Below are 14,557 nucleotides of genomic sequence, written 5' to 3' on the forward strand. Positions count from 1 at the left end.
CAACTCGTCATCTACGATCCAGGGTGCTGCCACGACGAAACATCCTGCACGACAGCGGGTCTCACCGCTACATGACCGAACCCGTTAGGGGATCTTAGCCTGGCTATTCCGTTGCTGCCCGACCACGTCGGTCCTGGCTGGTCAGATGCCAGCCTTGACACAGTGGGCATGGATAGACCCGCTGTTCGCGCCTGTTGGGGTTCGACGTGTCGATCCCGGCGAGCGCGAGGTCGGCGTCGGCAAAGGTGAAGTACTTCAACTTCCCCGACCCACACCGAGCGATGCGAACCAGCGGTGGCAGCTGTGCCACATCCGCTCCGGTGTGGAGGTCAAGCTTTCGGCGGACCGCAGCCAAACGGGGCGGGTACTGCCGACAGGGACCGCGGGTGCGATGTCCGCTCATGGTGACCTCCTCGCTCGGTGTGCGGTGCGAGATCACGATGCGCCCATGCACGGCAATTGTCGATGCAAATTGCTGATAACCCCTTTTATCAAGAGGTTTTCCGTGTGTATGAGGCCTGCGCGATAGAGTCCGGTTAGCGATCGACTGAGAATCCAAACTCAATGACGGGAAGGGGTGAGCCGAGATGCCTGCAGAGAACGCTGCTGATCCCCGGCTGTCGGACACAGAACCCCGACTGGTCTCCTATGCCGAGATCGCGGCAATGGCCCAGGTAAAACGCCCCGTCCCCACGACCTGGGCGCGTCGACACAGCGACTTCCCCGCACCTCTAGACCACGAGGGCACCAGCCCGCTCTTCGACGGCGCGGCCGTAGTCGACTGGCTGGTGGCCACCGGGCACGGCAACACCGATGCCCGCCAACTGCGCGCCGAACTGGCACTGCACACGCTGTCTGGATGGAGCCGACGAGTACCTGCCCGGATCCTTGTGGACGCCCTGACCTCGCTGATCTGCCTGCGTCAGCAGCTGGAGGCACCCGTGAGCGGCAGTGCAGACTGGTCGGCCCTCGTCGAGCGCGCCGAGGGCCTCGACCCGGATGACACTTTCCTGCTGAGCGAGCTACGCGCCGTGCCGGATGCGGATCGTATCGGCCCGGCGCTCGCCACGCTCGCTGATGAACTGACCGAGGCCGCCTACGCACCGGCCGAAGCCTTCGACTGGGTGCTTGATTCCCGCCGACGACTCGGTTCCGACGCCCACGTCGCAGACGAGTACGCCCCGGCCGTCGCCCGCACTCTTGCCCGCCTCGCTCTCACGGCCGAACTCGCGGAGGAGGCCGTCATCGCTGTGCCCTACGCCCGCTCAGGAGACCTCCTCTCGATACTGCACGCAGAGAACTCCTCCGACGATGAGTACCTTTACGTCGCCGCTGATCCGGATCCGGCTCTGGTTCGGTTGGTGCGCCGCCGCATGCTCGTGCGCGGGGTGTACGAATTCCGCCTGGATGTAGTGGAAGGAGTCGAGCCTGACACGGACGAATGGGGTGACCCGCATGCTCTGGTTTGCGCACTCCCGTACGAGGCGGCCGAAACCCGCACCGCGCTGTCCGTCCTCGAGCACATCCAGAACCTGGCCGACCTTCTGTCGGCCGACCGCACTGCGGTGATCCTGGGTCCGGCCGATGCTCTCGTCCACGCGCTGCCGGCCCTGGGCGAAGCTGATCGCCTGCGGAGCTGGTTCCTCGCTGAGGGCCTGCTCAAAGCCGTGATCGGCCTGCCCGATGGGGTTTACCCCCACCGCCCCGCCTACCGCACCGCGATCTGGGTCCTATCCCGTACGCCGAAGCTAGATCGCCACGGTCTCGTGCTGATGTCCGACCTCACCGCTGAACCGATCACCACCGCCACCCTCGACACCATCGTCGAGGAGATCCACGTCTTTCACGCCGCGGGCTGGCGCGCAGACCGCCGACACGAACCTCGCCATGCGGCGCTCGTTCCGGTCCTTCACCTCCAGCCCGGCACAGCACTGACACCTCAGCACCGATCGAATGCGAACCGCTACACCCAGAAGGTTGAAGAACGCCCGGCACAAATCTCCGAACTGGAGCTGACCATCGAGCAGTTGCGTGAGCAAGACCGTGCAGATCAGAGCAATCCGATCCGAACCCGTGCAATGCTCCGCCCGGAAAACCACCCAGTACGCGGCACCACCGTCGCTCGCCTCCTCAAAGAGCGCCGCCTGCGCCGCCTCCCCGGCCACCGCATCGCAGCCGAGCACATCACAACCGACGGCCATTACCCCGTACTCACCTCCGCCGAGGTCACCGGGGCAGCACCCGTCGGCGGCCGACGTATCGACCGCTCGGTACTGCTCACGGTCTACCAACACGCCGAGTTCACCGAGCCCGGCGACATCGTGGTGACCGCGAACCCCTCCTTCGGCGCGCACGTCGACGAAGAGGGCCTGTCCGTGGTCGCCTACCCGGCACGCATTCTGCGCGCACGGCAGGACTGTGACCCCGGACGCCCTGTACGCCCTCGTGTTCTGGCCGCACTGTTGCGCTCCGCCGCAGCTGAACACGGCCGAGCCAGCGGAGCCGTACGCGCAGCCCACCCCATTGAAGACCTGCTCATCCCCGACCTGGAAGCAGTGGAGGCAGAACACTATGACGCATTGCTCGCCGAGATAAGCCGACGGACCGCCCTGCTACGCCAGCAGACCGCAGCCTTGGACGACCTCGTCCGCCTCACTGCCGACGGCCTCACCGACGGCACCCTCACTCTCAACGCACCGTCGAACTGACCCGCGCCAACCTCAGCAGTTGAAGGAGACGAAGACCGTCATGCCTCCCGTCAAGAAGAAGCCCGCCGCACAGGCGGAGTTGTTCACCTCATCCACGCCCAAGGAGATCCAGGACATCCTCTGGAAGGCCGCCGACAAGCTGCGTGGCTCCATGGACGCAGCGCAGTACAAGGAATTCGTCCTCGGACTGATCTTCCTCAAATACATCTCGGATGCCTTCGATGAGCGCCGCGAGCAGCTCGCCAAGGAGCTGGCAGACGAGGGTATCGAGGAAGATCGCCGGGCCGAACTCCTTGAGGACAAGGACGAATACACCGGCGAACACGTCTTCTGGGTCCCCGAGACCGCCCGCTGGTCTTGGATTGCGGCGAACGCTAAAGCCAAGGGAGTCGGCCTGCTCCTCAACGAGGCCATGGACGCGATCATGCGTGAGAACGCCGCGCTAACCGGCGTCCTCCCCAAGATCTTCAACAGCGACAACGTCGACCAGAAGCGACTGGCCGAACTCGTAGACCTCATAAGCGACGCCCGCTTCGGGGGCTCCGGGGACAAGCCTGCTCAGGACATTCTCGGTGAGGTGTACGAGTACTTCCTCGGCAACTTCGCCCGCGCTGAGGGCAAACGCGGCGGCGAATTCTACACGCCGCGGTCGGTGGTCCAGCTCCTCGTAGAGGTCCTGGAACCCTACGAGGGCCGGGTGTACGACCCGGCATGCGGCTCGGGCGGCATGTTCGTCCAGGCTGGCAAGTTCATCGAGGCGCACCGGGGGCGCGGGCACAAGTCCGACATTGCGGTGTACGGGCAGGAGCTGAACGAACGCACCTGGCGCCTGGGCAAGATGAACCTCGCGATCCACGGGATCGACGGGAACCTCGCGGCGCGCTGGGGCGACACGTTCGACGACGATAAACACCCGGACCTCAAGGCTGACTTCGTGATGGCCAACCCGCCGTTCAACATTAAGGACTGGGCTCGGAAAGAGTCCGATCCGCGTTGGAAGTACGGCGTCCCGCCGAAGAACAATGCGAACTATGCGTGGCTGCAGCACGTTGTGAGCAAGCTCGGCGAACGGGGCACGGCGGGCGTCGTCCTCGCGAACGGATCGATGAGTTCCCAGTCTAGCGGTGAGGGCGAAATACGCAAAGCATTGGTCGAGGCGGACTTGGTTGCGTGCATGGTCGCGCTGCCGTCTCAGTTGTTCCGCACGACGCAGATCCCGGCATGCCTGTGGTTCCTGTCCAAGGACAAGTCTCCGCAGGGGGCGCGGCGTTTGGACGACCGCCGGGGCGAGGTCCTCTTTATCGATGCCCGGGGGATGGGCGAGATGGAGGACCGGACGGAGCGCATCCTGACGCCGACTGACCTCAAAAAGATCGCGAGCACGTACCACGCGTGGCGGGGTACCAAGTCGGCCCGCGACGAAGGACTCTCGTACGAGGACGAGGCGGGCTTCTGCCTTTCAGCGAACCTCGAAAAGGTACGGCAACACGGATACGTGCTTACACCAGGGCGTTACGTAGGCGCGATGGAGTCCGAAGGCGAAGATACGGAAGCTGTCGCGGCAAGCATCGCGAAGCTGAAAGATGAACTGTATGCACTCTTTGACCAATCGGAGGAATTGGCAAATACGGTGCGGGAGAATCTGGAGGCTTTCAATGACTGACGAATTCCTTTTCAACGTCCCATCAACGTGGAAGATAACCACTTTGGGGGAAGCCTGCGCCCATGGCGGCGGCGGTATACAGACCGGACCATTCGGCAGTGAGTTACACGCGTCTGACTACGTTCCGATCGGCGTTCCCAGCGTTATGCCTCAGCACATTGGAGACAATGTCATCCGTGATGAAAACATTGCCCGCATCACTTCTGTTGACGCTCGTCGCCTGTCGAAATACCTGCTTCGCGAAGGCGATATCGTGTATTCGAGGCGTGGAGATGTGGGCCGTCGAGCATTGGTTAACGCCCAGCAAGAAGGGTGGCTCTGCGGTACAGGTTGCCTGCGCGTGCGTCCTAATACCGGCGTAAACTCGCGATTCTTGACGTATTTTCTGGGGCACCCTGAAATTCGTGATTGGATTTTCCGCCATGCTGTAGGTGCCACAATGCCGAACCTAAACACACAGATTCTGGGCGCTGTACCGCTTGCGCTTCCCACCCCCGGGGAACAGAAGGCTATTGCCGCCGCGCTCGGGGCGCTGGATGACAAGATCACCGTCAACGAGCGCATCGCGGCGGTTTGTTCCAGACTGTCACGCGAGTTGATGCGGGCAATGTGGGAATCCTCCCCGGTCGACTCTCTGGTGGACTCTTTGGAGGTGCTAGACGCTGATTGGACCCGCACCACACTGGGGGAGCTGTGCAGAGACGGTGGTGGGTCGATCCAGACGGGGCCGTTCGGTAGCCAGCTGCACGCCGCTGACTATGTCGATGAGGGAGTCCCCAGCGTCATGCCGCAGAATATTGGCGATAATGCCATCAGCGAGAAAGCCATTGCGCGAATTTCGGAGAATGACGCGAACCGGCTCTCGAAATATCTCCTCAAGGAAGGGGACATTGTTTACTCGCGGCGCGGTGATGTACGTCGCCGATCCTTGATTCGGGCGCGCGAGTCGGGTTGGCTCTGTGGCACAGGGTGCCTCCGGGTCCGGAGCGGAGACTCGATCGATCCGCTGTTTTTGAGCCACTACCTCAGCGAGCCAGAGATCCAAGACTGGATTGTCCGGCATGCCGTCGGTGCCACAATGCCAAACCTCAACACCAAGATCCTCGGGGACGTACCGGTCGTCATTCCTCCACAGGCTGTACGTAACGAGATGAGTCGGACTCTTACTCCGCTTGATGAGAGCGCCACGGCATCCCTACGTGAAGTGCGGATAATCTCCACCCTGCGCGACACCCTCCTCCCCCACCTAGTGTCCGGCCGCCTCCGCGTCAAGGACGCGGAGAAAATTATCGAGGACCACGTATGACAGACGGCTCCGACGCAGCGGGTAAGAACGCGGCCGATAACTTCGCATACACCAACTTTCGCCCCCTGGAAATAGATTGGGAACACTTGGCCCTCGACGAATTGGCGAGACTGGCTTGGTTCAAGAACGAGGGCAACGAGCTCGCCCCCAATTCCGGCCACCGTGCCTCCTGGGACGATCTAATCCTCTATTCCGACCTACGCGACGCCATCGAGCGGCTCAACCCTGACCTCCCTCCGGACGCCGTTCGCAATGCCCTCACCAGCGCCTCGACTCCCACGTCGCAGGACGCGTATGAGGAGAACCGGACCGCCCACGGCTACCTGACGGACGGCATCCGGTCGGTCACCTATACCGACGAGTTCGGGGCTCAGCACAACCCCACCGTTCGTATTGTCGACCTGGCCGACCGGGACAAGAACACCTATCGGGCTGTCCGCCAGGTCACCGTCATCGACGGCGAGAAGAACCGCCGCTTCGATCTCGTCCTGTACGTCAACGGCCTCCCCTTGGCCGTCATCGAGCTGAAGCGCGCCGGAGACGAAGACGTCAAGCTCGAAGACGCGCACGCGCAGATCAGCTGGTACATGGAAGAGTTCCCAACTGCCTTCCGCTACAACGCGATTGTGCTGCTCTCCGACGGCGTCACCGCCAAGTACGGCACACCCTTCACCCCGTACGAACACTTCGCCCCATGGAACACGGATGACACAGGCAGACGCATCGTCCCCCTAGAGGCCGACGGCCTGACCCAGTCGGGTCAGAACCTCGCCCTACATGGCCTGTTCGACCAGCACCGTTTCCTCACCTTTGTCCAGTCCTTCATCAACTTCGTACCGTCGAAGCGGATGAAGCGGATCGCCAAGCCGCACCAGTACTTCGCCGTCACCCGCGCCGCCGAGGCTGTGCGCAAGGCTGCGGCGACCGACGGCAAGGCCGGCGTGGTCTGGCACACCCAAGGTTCGGGCAAGTCCGAGGAGATGGTGCTCACCACCAACCTCGTCGGCCGTGACCCGATGCTGCACAACCCCACGATCGTCGTCATCACCGACCGCAACGACCTCGACGACCAGCTGTACACCACCTTCCTGGAGAGCGAAATCCTCCCGGAAAAGCCCCGCCAGGTCCTAACCCGTGCCGAACTACGCGAAGAACTAGCCGCGAAGCGCACCGGCGGCATTCTGTTCACGACCCTGCAGAAGTTCGGCCGCACCAAGGAAGAGAAGGAGTCGGGCGTCGACCACCCGCTGCTCTCCGACCGACGCAACATCATTGTTGTAGTCGACGAAGCCCACCGCAGCCACTACGACAATCTCGACGGCTACGCCCGCCACCTGCGCGACGCACTCCCGCACGCCACACTCCTCGCCTTCACCGGCACCCCGATCTCCGAGGCCGACCGCAACACCCGCGAAGTCTTCGGTAACCACATCGACGTCTACGACCTCAAGCGGGCCGCCGACGACGGCGCGACCGTGAAGGTCTACCACGAGAGCCGCGTCGTCCAACTCGTCCTCGACCACGACGTCGACCCCACCACCATCGACGAGGAAGCCGACCGGATCACCGACGGCCTCGACGACACCGAACGCCGCCGCATCGAGCAGGCCGTCGCCACCATGAACGCCATGTACGGCGCACCGGCCCGGATACGCGACCTAACCCGCGACCTGGTCGAGCACTGGGAGGCCAGGCGGGCACGGATGCAGCCGTTCGTCGGCGTATCCGAGAAGCCGAACGGCGCGACCGGCAAGGCGATGATCGTGTGCGCCACCCGTGACATCTGCGTGCGGGTATACGACGCGCTGCGTGAACTGCGCCCAGAGTGGCACAGCGACGAGATCGACAAGGGCGCGATGAAGATCGTGTTCTCCTCGGACTCCCGCAAAGACGCGGCGCACCTGCGTGCCCATGCCCTACGGGACTCGCAGCGTAAGACCGTTATCAACCGAGCGACGGATCCCGACGACGAGCTCGAACTCCTCATCGTCAACAACATGCTTCTAACCGGCTTCGACGCTCCGCCGGTCCACACGATGTACTTGGACCGCCCCCTCAGGGGTGCCAACCTGATGCAGGCCCTCGCCCGCGTCAACCGGCGCTTCCGCGGCAAGGAGGACGGTCTTCTCGTCGGCTACGCACCGCTGACCGAGAATCTGCAGAAGGCGATCGCCGAATACTCGGATGCGGACCAGGAGGACCGCACCCTGGGCCAGGACATCGACCGCGCCCTGGACGAGCTCCGCAACGAGTACGACATCCTCGACGACATGCTTCGCGGCTGGGACTGGCGTCAGCGGCTCGCCCTGCCCAGCCGCACGGCATTCATCGACGCGGCGCTGCGCACCGCGAATTACCTTCGCAACCCGGCAACTCCCGGCAATAACCCCGAGAAGCTCGACAACCCCAATGACACCCTCAGCCGCCGATTCCGCGACCACGCCCACCGGTTGGAGCGCTTCCACGCGCTCGCTGGTTCCTCGGCCGACATCTCCTCTCGCTTCCCGGACCAGCCGCAATGGAAGAGGGACATTCAGTTTCTCGTAGAGGTCCGCGCGTACATGGCGAAGCTCGACGCGATGGACAGGGAAGCCCGCGGTCTGCCCATCGCCCGCGATGTCGAGCTGTACCTGTCCCAGCTCACCTCGGCTGTTGTTGAGACCGGCGGTGTGACAGACCTGTTCGCCGAAGCTGGCCTTGAGACGGCCGACCTCACCCACCTCACCGACGCCGTTGTCTCCCGGCTCCAGAACAGCGAGACACCGCACTTGGTCGCCGAGGCGTTGCGTCGGCTCGTCGAGCAGAAGATGCGCGAGGTTACCCGGCACAACATCGTGCGTCAGACGACCTTCTCGGAGCGTCTACAAGATCTCATGGTCAAGTACATGCGCCAGCAGCTGACCAGTGCGGAGATCATCGCGAAGCTGGTCGCGATGGCGAAGGAAGTCAGGAACGACGCCGAACGTGGCAACCAGTTCGATCCCACTCTGACCAGCGACGAGCTCGCCTTCTACGACGCCGTGGCAGACCTGGGCAGCGCTCGAGAGGTGATGGGGGATGAGGTTCTGGCGGGCATCGCTCGCGAACTGGTCGCGGAAGTCCGAAAGCAGGCCAAGAAGGACTGGGTCTCCCGCGAACCGGTCCGCGCGAAGCTCCGCTCCACAATCAGGCGCCTTCTGGCCCGCCGGGGATATCCGCCCGAGCAGGCACCCAAGGCCATCGAGCTGGTGCTGAAGCAGATGGAGCACTTCGCCAACGAATGGTCGCAGGACGGAACAGCGGGATCTTGATTCTGGTACCGCTGGTCCGGCTCTCCAGAACGGTCGCACAGGGGCGTTCTCCGCCACTGGCGATAGCACTGCCTCCTCCGTGCTGACCGCCTGGATCGAACAGGCGATCGACGGTATCAAGTAGCCTGACAGCGCACAGAATCCGCTCGGTCCTGTCGGTCGACGCAGCTAGGATTTCTGGGTCACTGAACACTCGGTGGTCGAGCATGAGGAACAAGGGTGGGGGACTATCCGAGGTGGTGTCGGGAGGTCTCCCTGGAAGGCCCGGTCGTCGACAGGCACAACCCAACGATCCAGGCGCTTCACAGTCCATTCCAGCAGCGTCGGCGCACCCTGGCGAAGGAAGTAGCGCGCGTGAAACTGATAAATGCCCACGTCCTCAACTACCGGTCGGTCGAAGACTCCGGAGTGTTCCACGTCGAGCCGGACGTCACATGCCTGATCGGCAAGAACGAATCCGGCAAGACCGCGACCCTTCGGGCCCTCTACCGTCTGAACCCTGTCGAAGCTTCGGCGAAGTTCGATGAGACCATCGACTTCCCCGCAAAGCGATCGAGGGACCGGAAGACCACAAAGGGGTTCATACCCGCCGTCGAAGCGACGTTCGAACTCTCCGACGCCGAAGCCGACCTCGTCACCGAACACTTCGGCAAGGATGCTCTTATCAGCCGCCACCTCACACTCAAAAAGGGATACAGGGGACGCGGTTATCTGAGTATCGAACATGACGAACATAAGATGGTCACCTACCTAATCGAGAACCTCGACCCCACCTCCCGTGAGGCAGTCGGATCCCCCAGCACCATCGAGGATTTCATCGAGGCATTGAAAGGTCTACCCGACCGCCCAACCGCAGCGACCGAGCTTCTCAAAAAATTGGACGAATGGGGAGCCACCGCAGACTCATGCTTGAACAGCATCCTGTTCCCGAAAGTTCCGAAATTTGTCTATTTCGACGACTACGACTCAATGCCGGGCAAGGTTTCGATCCCGGACCTGATTCGTCGTCGTGACGGGTTGGATATCAGCCGCGGAGAGCAGGCGCTACAGAGTCTACTCGGCATGGCTGGGGCAAAGTTCGAAGACTTCAACACCAGCGACAATCACGAATATCTTGTTCGCGAACTTGAGAACGCCAGTGGCGGCATCTCCGACGAAGTATTCAAATATTGGTCACAGAACAAACAACTGGCAGTCGAACTGCATATCTACGGACAGCCCGAAAAGGGTGCTCCCGCCCCATTGAACGAGGGGCCAATTCTGCAAATCCGCGTCAATAACTTGCGGCATCGAGCATCGGTCCCCTTCGACGAACGCTCTCGCGGGTTCGTATGGTTCTTCTCCTTCCTCGCCTACTTCACACAGCTCGAAGAGGCCGCCGAACAGGACCTCATCCTCTTGTTGGACGAACCTGGATTGTCATTGCACGGCCGCGCCCAAGCCGATCTCCTTCGGCTGATCGACGAGGGACTGGCACCCAAACATCAAGTCCTCTACACAACACATTCACCGTTCATGGTCTCCGCCGAACACCTGCAACGCGCACGGACAGTCATCGACCAGGACGACGTCGGCACCAAGGTCTCCGCCGAGGTCTTTAAGGCAGACGAGGACACCGCCTTCCCTCTCTATGCGGCGATGGGCATAGACATGACGCAAAGCCTGTTCATCGGCGAACACACTCTGCTCCTTGAGGGTCCGAGCGACCTGATCTATCTCGATATCCTCTCCGACGCACTCACCGAGCAAGGACGAATCGGCTTGGATCCGCGCTGGGTGAAAACGCCGATCGGCGGCTCAGGCAAACTCTCAACCTTCGTCACCCTTCTCGGCGCCAACAAGATTAACGTCGCGGTGTTGGCCGATTCGAGCACCAAAGATCTCGGCGCGGTCAAACGCCTACGCGACAACGCCCAGCTCGCTAACGGCGGCCTTGTCGAAATCGGTCAAGTCACCGGCACCAAAGATGCCGATATCGAAGACCTCTTCGAGGCAAACTTCTTCATCGATCTCGTCAACAGCGCCTACGACAACCACCTCAGCCCTCCGATCAGTGAATCAGACCTCAATCCGAACGACCCCAGAATTGTCCGTCAGATCGAGAAATACTTCCGCGACAACGACATCGCCAACGGAAACTTCTCCCACTACAAGCCAGCCGCGAAACTGCTTCGGGAGCAAGAAGACCTCGTACCGAAGTTGAACAAAGGCACGCTCGACCGAGCCGAGAAGCTCTTCACCACACTTAACAGCATGCTACCCAGCTAACCACCTGTACATGGCACAGGGCGACTTCGGGATTACTCTGACCCGCTGCAATCAGCGGCCTGGTCGGGATCTGGACAACATTTCAGATCACCAATAGACGTACCCCCACCCTGCGCGCACAACACACAGCGAACAGCCGGTGGTACCGAGTCAATTACTCGGTACCACCGGCTGTTTCAGTGGTAGTCGGCGTCAGGAGACAAGCGGCGGTACCGAGCGCGCGGTGAACACGGGCGGGGTTCCCTCGCCCTGGTTGTCGTGGCACGAGGCTCGATCGGGTTGGCCGTGTGCGGGGCTTCGTCAGGCGCGCGTCGGCAACAGCTCGGAGACGAGGGCTTCCACGCGGGTCTTGATCTCGTCGCGGATCGGCCGCACAGACTCGACTCCCTTGCCTGCGGGGTCTTCCAGGACCCAGTCGCGGTAGCTGACGCCCGGGAAGGCCGGGCAGGTGTCGCCGCACCCCATTGTGATCACGACGTCGGAGGTTTCTACCGCGTTGTAGGTGAGGATCTTCGGTTTCTGGTCGGAGATGTCGATACCGAGTTCAGCCATCGCCTCCACTGCGGACGGGTTGATCGTCTCGGCAGGGGCGCTCCCGGCGGAGCGGACTTCGATCGATTCGCCGGCGAGGTGGGTGAGGAATCCGGCGGCCATCTGGGAGCGTCCGGCGTTGTGGACGCAGACGAACAACACGCTGGGCTTGGTGGTCATGTGGGGCGGTGCCTTTCAGTTGGCGGGGAGGTCGAGTTCGGTGAGCAGGAGCCGGACGCGGGTTTCGATCTCGTCGCGGATGGGGCGGATGGCGGTGATGTCGAGGTCGGCGGGGTCGTCGAGGTCCCATTCCTCGTAGCAGCGTCCGGGGTAGAGCGGGCAGGCGTCGCCGCAGCCCATAGTGATGACGACGTCGGCGGCTTGGATGATTTCCTCGGTCCACGGTTTGGGGAACTCGGTGGTGATATCGATGCCGACCTCGGCCATCGCGGCGATCGCGGCGGGGTTGATCTCGTCGCCGGGTTCGCTGCCACCGGACCAGGCCACCGCGCGGGCCCCGGCGAGGTGGGTGAAGAACCCGAGGGCCATTTGGGAGCGTCCGGCGTTGTGGGTGCACAGGAACAGCACTGTTGGGGTGCCGGTGTGGGCTTTGCCTTCGACACGGGCCAGCGCGTGTAGGCGTTGGCGGGCGAAGCGTTCGGCCAGCAGCGGCAGATAGTTGACCACGGTCGCGCGTCCGGCGAACTGGTCGTAGGAGGAGTGCAGGAACCGTTCGATGGTCTTGACGCCGAAGGTGCCGTCGAACTCGCGCTGCAGGTGGGTGGCGGCGGTTTTCAGGGCGAGCTGCTGGTCGATGGTCAGGTCGTGGCGAGTGGGGGCGAGTGGGCTGTCGCTCATGGGTGTGTCCGTTGCTCGGCGGGTGTGGTGAGTTCGGTGAGCAGGTTCTCGACGCGGGCGGCGATGTCGTCGCGGACCAAGCGCATACGTTCGATGCCGTCGATGCCGCGTTCGGAGGGTTCGTCGGTGTCCCAGTTGATGATTCGCACGCCCTCGACCGGTTCGACGTGGGCTTCACGGCCGAGGGTGACGACCAGGTCGACCGAGCGGAGCAGGGCCGGGTCGATGGGTTTGGGGATCTCGGCGCGGATGTCGACGCCGACTTCGAGCAGTGACTGTGCCGACAGGGTGTTGATCGAGGTTCCGGGTTCGGTTCCGGCGGAATGGATCTCGACTCGACCATCGGCGACGGCACGCATCAGTCCAGCGGCCATCTGGGATTTGCCGCCGTTCTTGACGCACACGAACAGCACGGACGGAGTTGTGCTCACCGCTGTGTCACCCCTTCTTCGGTCCTGGCGACCGCGGTGGTCGTGGGCCGAAATCGCTTGCGCAGCGCGAGGGAGACATAAACCAACCCGACGAGCACCGGTACTTCGATGAGCGGGCCGACGACACCGGCGAGGGCTTGGCCGGAGGTGGCGCCGTAGGTGGCGATCGCGACCGCGATGGCGAGTTCGAAGTTGTTGCCCGCAGCGGTGAAGGCGAGGGTGGTGGTGCGCTCATAACCGAGGCCGAGTGCCGCACCCATGGCGTAGCCGCCGCCCCACATGATCGCGAAGTAGGCCAACAGCGGGATCGCGATACGAACCACATCGAGGGGATGAGAGGTGATCTGCTCACCTTGCAGGGCGAACAGGATCACGATGGTGAACAGCAGCCCGTACAGCGCCCACGGCCCGATCTTGGGCAGGAAGCTGGATTCGTACCATTCGCGGCCCTTGGCGCGTTCACCGAAACGGCGGGTCAAAAAACCGGCCAGCAGCGGGATACCGAGGAAGATCAGCACCGATTTCGCGATCTGCCACGGTGAGGTGTCGATGGTGGTCTGTTCCAGGCCGAGCCAGCCCGGCAGGACCGAGAGGTAGAACCAGCCGAGGACGGCGAACATGATCACCTGGAACACCGAGTTCAACGCGACGAGCACGGCGGCGGCCTCACGGTCGCCGCAGGCGAGGTCGTTCCAGATGATGACCATCGCGATGCAACGGGCCAGACCGACGATGATCAGCCCCGTGCGGTACTCGGGCAGGTCCGGCAGCAACAGCCAGGCCAACGCGAACATCAGGGCCGGGCCGAGGACCCAGTTCAGCACCAGGGAGCTGATCAGGAGTTTGCGGTCGCCGGTGACGGTGTCGAGGCGGTCGTAGCGGACCTTCGCCAGCACCGGGTACATCATGATGAGCAGGCCGATCGCGATCGGTAGCGAGATGCCGTCGATCTCCACCGTCGAGAGGGCGTCGCCGAGACCGGGAATCATCCGGCCCAGCAACAGCCCGGCGACCATGGCGACGCCGATCCAGACCGGCAGGAACCGGTCGAGGGTCGACAGCTTGCCGACGACGGCGGGGTGCTCGGTGGTGGTCGTGCTCATGCGGTGACTCCCGTCGCGGTGCCGCTTTCGACGAGCAGAACTTCCGACAGTCGTTGCAGGGCTTCGGGGACGACCCGGTAGTACACCCAGGAGGCGCGGCGTTCACTGTCGAGCAGCCCGGCTTCGCGCAGCACCTTGAGGTGATGGGAGATCGTGGGCTGGGTCAACTCGATCCCGGCCGACAGGTCGCACACGCAGGCTTCCTGGCCTTCACGGGAAGCGATGGTGCTCAGCAGGCGCAGCCGGACCGGATCCGACAGTGCTTTGAACACGCTCGCCAACTCGACGGCGTGCGGCTCGGACAGGGGCTCACGCACCAGCGGCGCGGCGGAGCACGCCTGCACAGGCGTCACCACCAACTTCGACTTCGACATACGCCAATATTGACCGATGTCAATA

Annotated in this window: 10 protein-coding genes; 5 read left to right on the plus strand and 5 right to left on the minus strand. The window is 63.0% G+C overall.

All coding sequences use genetic code 11. The features are described 5' to 3' along the window. Positions 1-587: 587 nt before the first annotated feature. The 5 genes from ACWEMY_RS06450 (at position 588) to ACWEMY_RS06470 (ending at position 11,235) form a co-directional block, all read left to right on the plus strand. Complete coding sequence (locus tag ACWEMY_RS06450; protein ID WP_452389143.1) at positions 588-2,708, plus strand: hypothetical protein; 2,121 nt, start codon at positions 588-590, stop codon at positions 2,706-2,708. A 40-nt stretch (positions 2,709-2,748) separates the two neighbouring features. Then, positions 2,749-4,371: a class I SAM-dependent DNA methyltransferase gene (locus ACWEMY_RS06455; protein WP_452389240.1), complete on the plus strand. Its 1,623-nt coding sequence runs from the start codon at positions 2,749-2,751 to the stop codon at positions 4,369-4,371. Continuing rightward, the gene (locus tag ACWEMY_RS06460; RefSeq protein WP_452389144.1) at positions 4,364-5,677 is read left to right on the plus strand and encodes a restriction endonuclease subunit S; all 1,314 of its coding nucleotides are present in this window, start codon (positions 4,364-4,366) and stop codon (positions 5,675-5,677) included. Before ACWEMY_RS06455 ends, ACWEMY_RS06460 begins: the two co-directional genes overlap by 8 nt. Beyond that, positions 5,674-8,967 carry a type I restriction endonuclease subunit R gene (locus ACWEMY_RS06465; RefSeq protein ID WP_452389145.1) on the plus strand — a complete coding sequence of 1,098 codons (3,294 nt, stop codon included), beginning with the start codon at positions 5,674-5,676 and terminating at the stop codon, positions 8,965-8,967. The genes ACWEMY_RS06460 and ACWEMY_RS06465 overlap by 4 nt, the downstream gene beginning before the upstream one ends. Positions 8,968-9,186: 219 nt before the next feature. Next, the gene (locus ACWEMY_RS06470) at positions 9,187-11,235 is read left to right on the plus strand and encodes an ATP-dependent nuclease (RefSeq protein ID WP_452389146.1); all 2,049 of its coding nucleotides are present in this window, start codon (positions 9,187-9,189) and stop codon (positions 11,233-11,235) included. A gap of 300 nt (positions 11,236-11,535) precedes the next feature. Here ACWEMY_RS06470 and ACWEMY_RS06475 read toward each other — a convergent pair whose 3' ends face one another. The 5 genes from ACWEMY_RS06475 to ACWEMY_RS06495 are packed head-to-tail and all read right to left on the minus strand — an operon-like array spanning position 11,536 to position 14,532. Next, on the minus strand, positions 11,536-11,946 hold the full coding sequence (locus ACWEMY_RS06475; RefSeq protein WP_452389147.1) for an arsenate reductase ArsC: 411 nt from the start codon (positions 11,944-11,946) through the stop codon (positions 11,536-11,538). 15 nt (positions 11,947-11,961) lie between these two features. Beyond that, positions 11,962-12,624 (minus strand): arsenate reductase ArsC, encoded by a 663-nt coding sequence (locus tag ACWEMY_RS06480; protein ID WP_452389148.1) that lies wholly within the window; start codon positions 12,622-12,624, stop codon positions 11,962-11,964. After that, positions 12,621-13,055: an arsenate-mycothiol transferase ArsC gene (locus ACWEMY_RS06485; RefSeq protein WP_452389149.1), complete on the minus strand. Its 435-nt coding sequence runs from the start codon at positions 13,053-13,055 to the stop codon at positions 12,621-12,623. Before ACWEMY_RS06485 ends, ACWEMY_RS06480 begins: the two co-directional genes overlap by 4 nt. Then, positions 13,052-14,158: an ACR3 family arsenite efflux transporter gene (gene arsB / locus ACWEMY_RS06490; protein WP_452389150.1), complete on the minus strand. Its 1,107-nt coding sequence runs from the start codon at positions 14,156-14,158 to the stop codon at positions 13,052-13,054. The genes ACWEMY_RS06485 and arsB overlap by 4 nt, the downstream gene beginning before the upstream one ends. Next, positions 14,155-14,532 carry an ArsR/SmtB family transcription factor gene (locus tag ACWEMY_RS06495; RefSeq protein ID WP_104897738.1) on the minus strand — a complete coding sequence of 126 codons (378 nt, stop codon included), beginning with the start codon at positions 14,530-14,532 and terminating at the stop codon, positions 14,155-14,157. The genes arsB and ACWEMY_RS06495 overlap by 4 nt, the downstream gene beginning before the upstream one ends. Between the last annotated feature and the right edge of the window lie 25 nt (positions 14,533-14,557).

It is taken from the genome of Nocardia sp. NPDC004415 (assembly GCF_053602435.1).

Excerpts from the sequence above, each read along its gene's own strand:
- ACWEMY_RS06450 (WP_452389143.1), top strand. The coding sequence starts at position 588 with ATGCCTGCAGAGAACGCTGCTGATCCCCGGCTGTCGGACACAGAACCC.
- ACWEMY_RS06455 (WP_452389240.1), top strand. The coding sequence starts at position 2,749 with ATGCCTCCCGTCAAGAAGAAGCCCGCCGCACAGGCGGAGTTGTTCACC.
- ACWEMY_RS06460 (WP_452389144.1), top strand. The coding sequence starts at position 4,364 with ATGACTGACGAATTCCTTTTCAACGTCCCATCAACGTGGAAGATAACC.
- ACWEMY_RS06465 (WP_452389145.1), top strand. The coding sequence starts at position 5,674 with ATGACAGACGGCTCCGACGCAGCGGGTAAGAACGCGGCCGATAACTTC.
- ACWEMY_RS06475 (WP_452389147.1), bottom strand. The coding sequence starts at position 11,946 with ATGACCACCAAGCCCAGCGTGTTGTTCGTCTGCGTCCACAACGCCGGA.
- ACWEMY_RS06480 (WP_452389148.1), bottom strand. The coding sequence starts at position 12,624 with ATGAGCGACAGCCCACTCGCCCCCACTCGCCACGACCTGACCATCGAC.
- arsB (WP_452389150.1), bottom strand. The coding sequence starts at position 14,158 with ATGAGCACGACCACCACCGAGCACCCCGCCGTCGTCGGCAAGCTGTCG.
- ACWEMY_RS06495 (WP_104897738.1), bottom strand. The coding sequence starts at position 14,532 with ATGTCGAAGTCGAAGTTGGTGGTGACGCCTGTGCAGGCGTGCTCCGCC.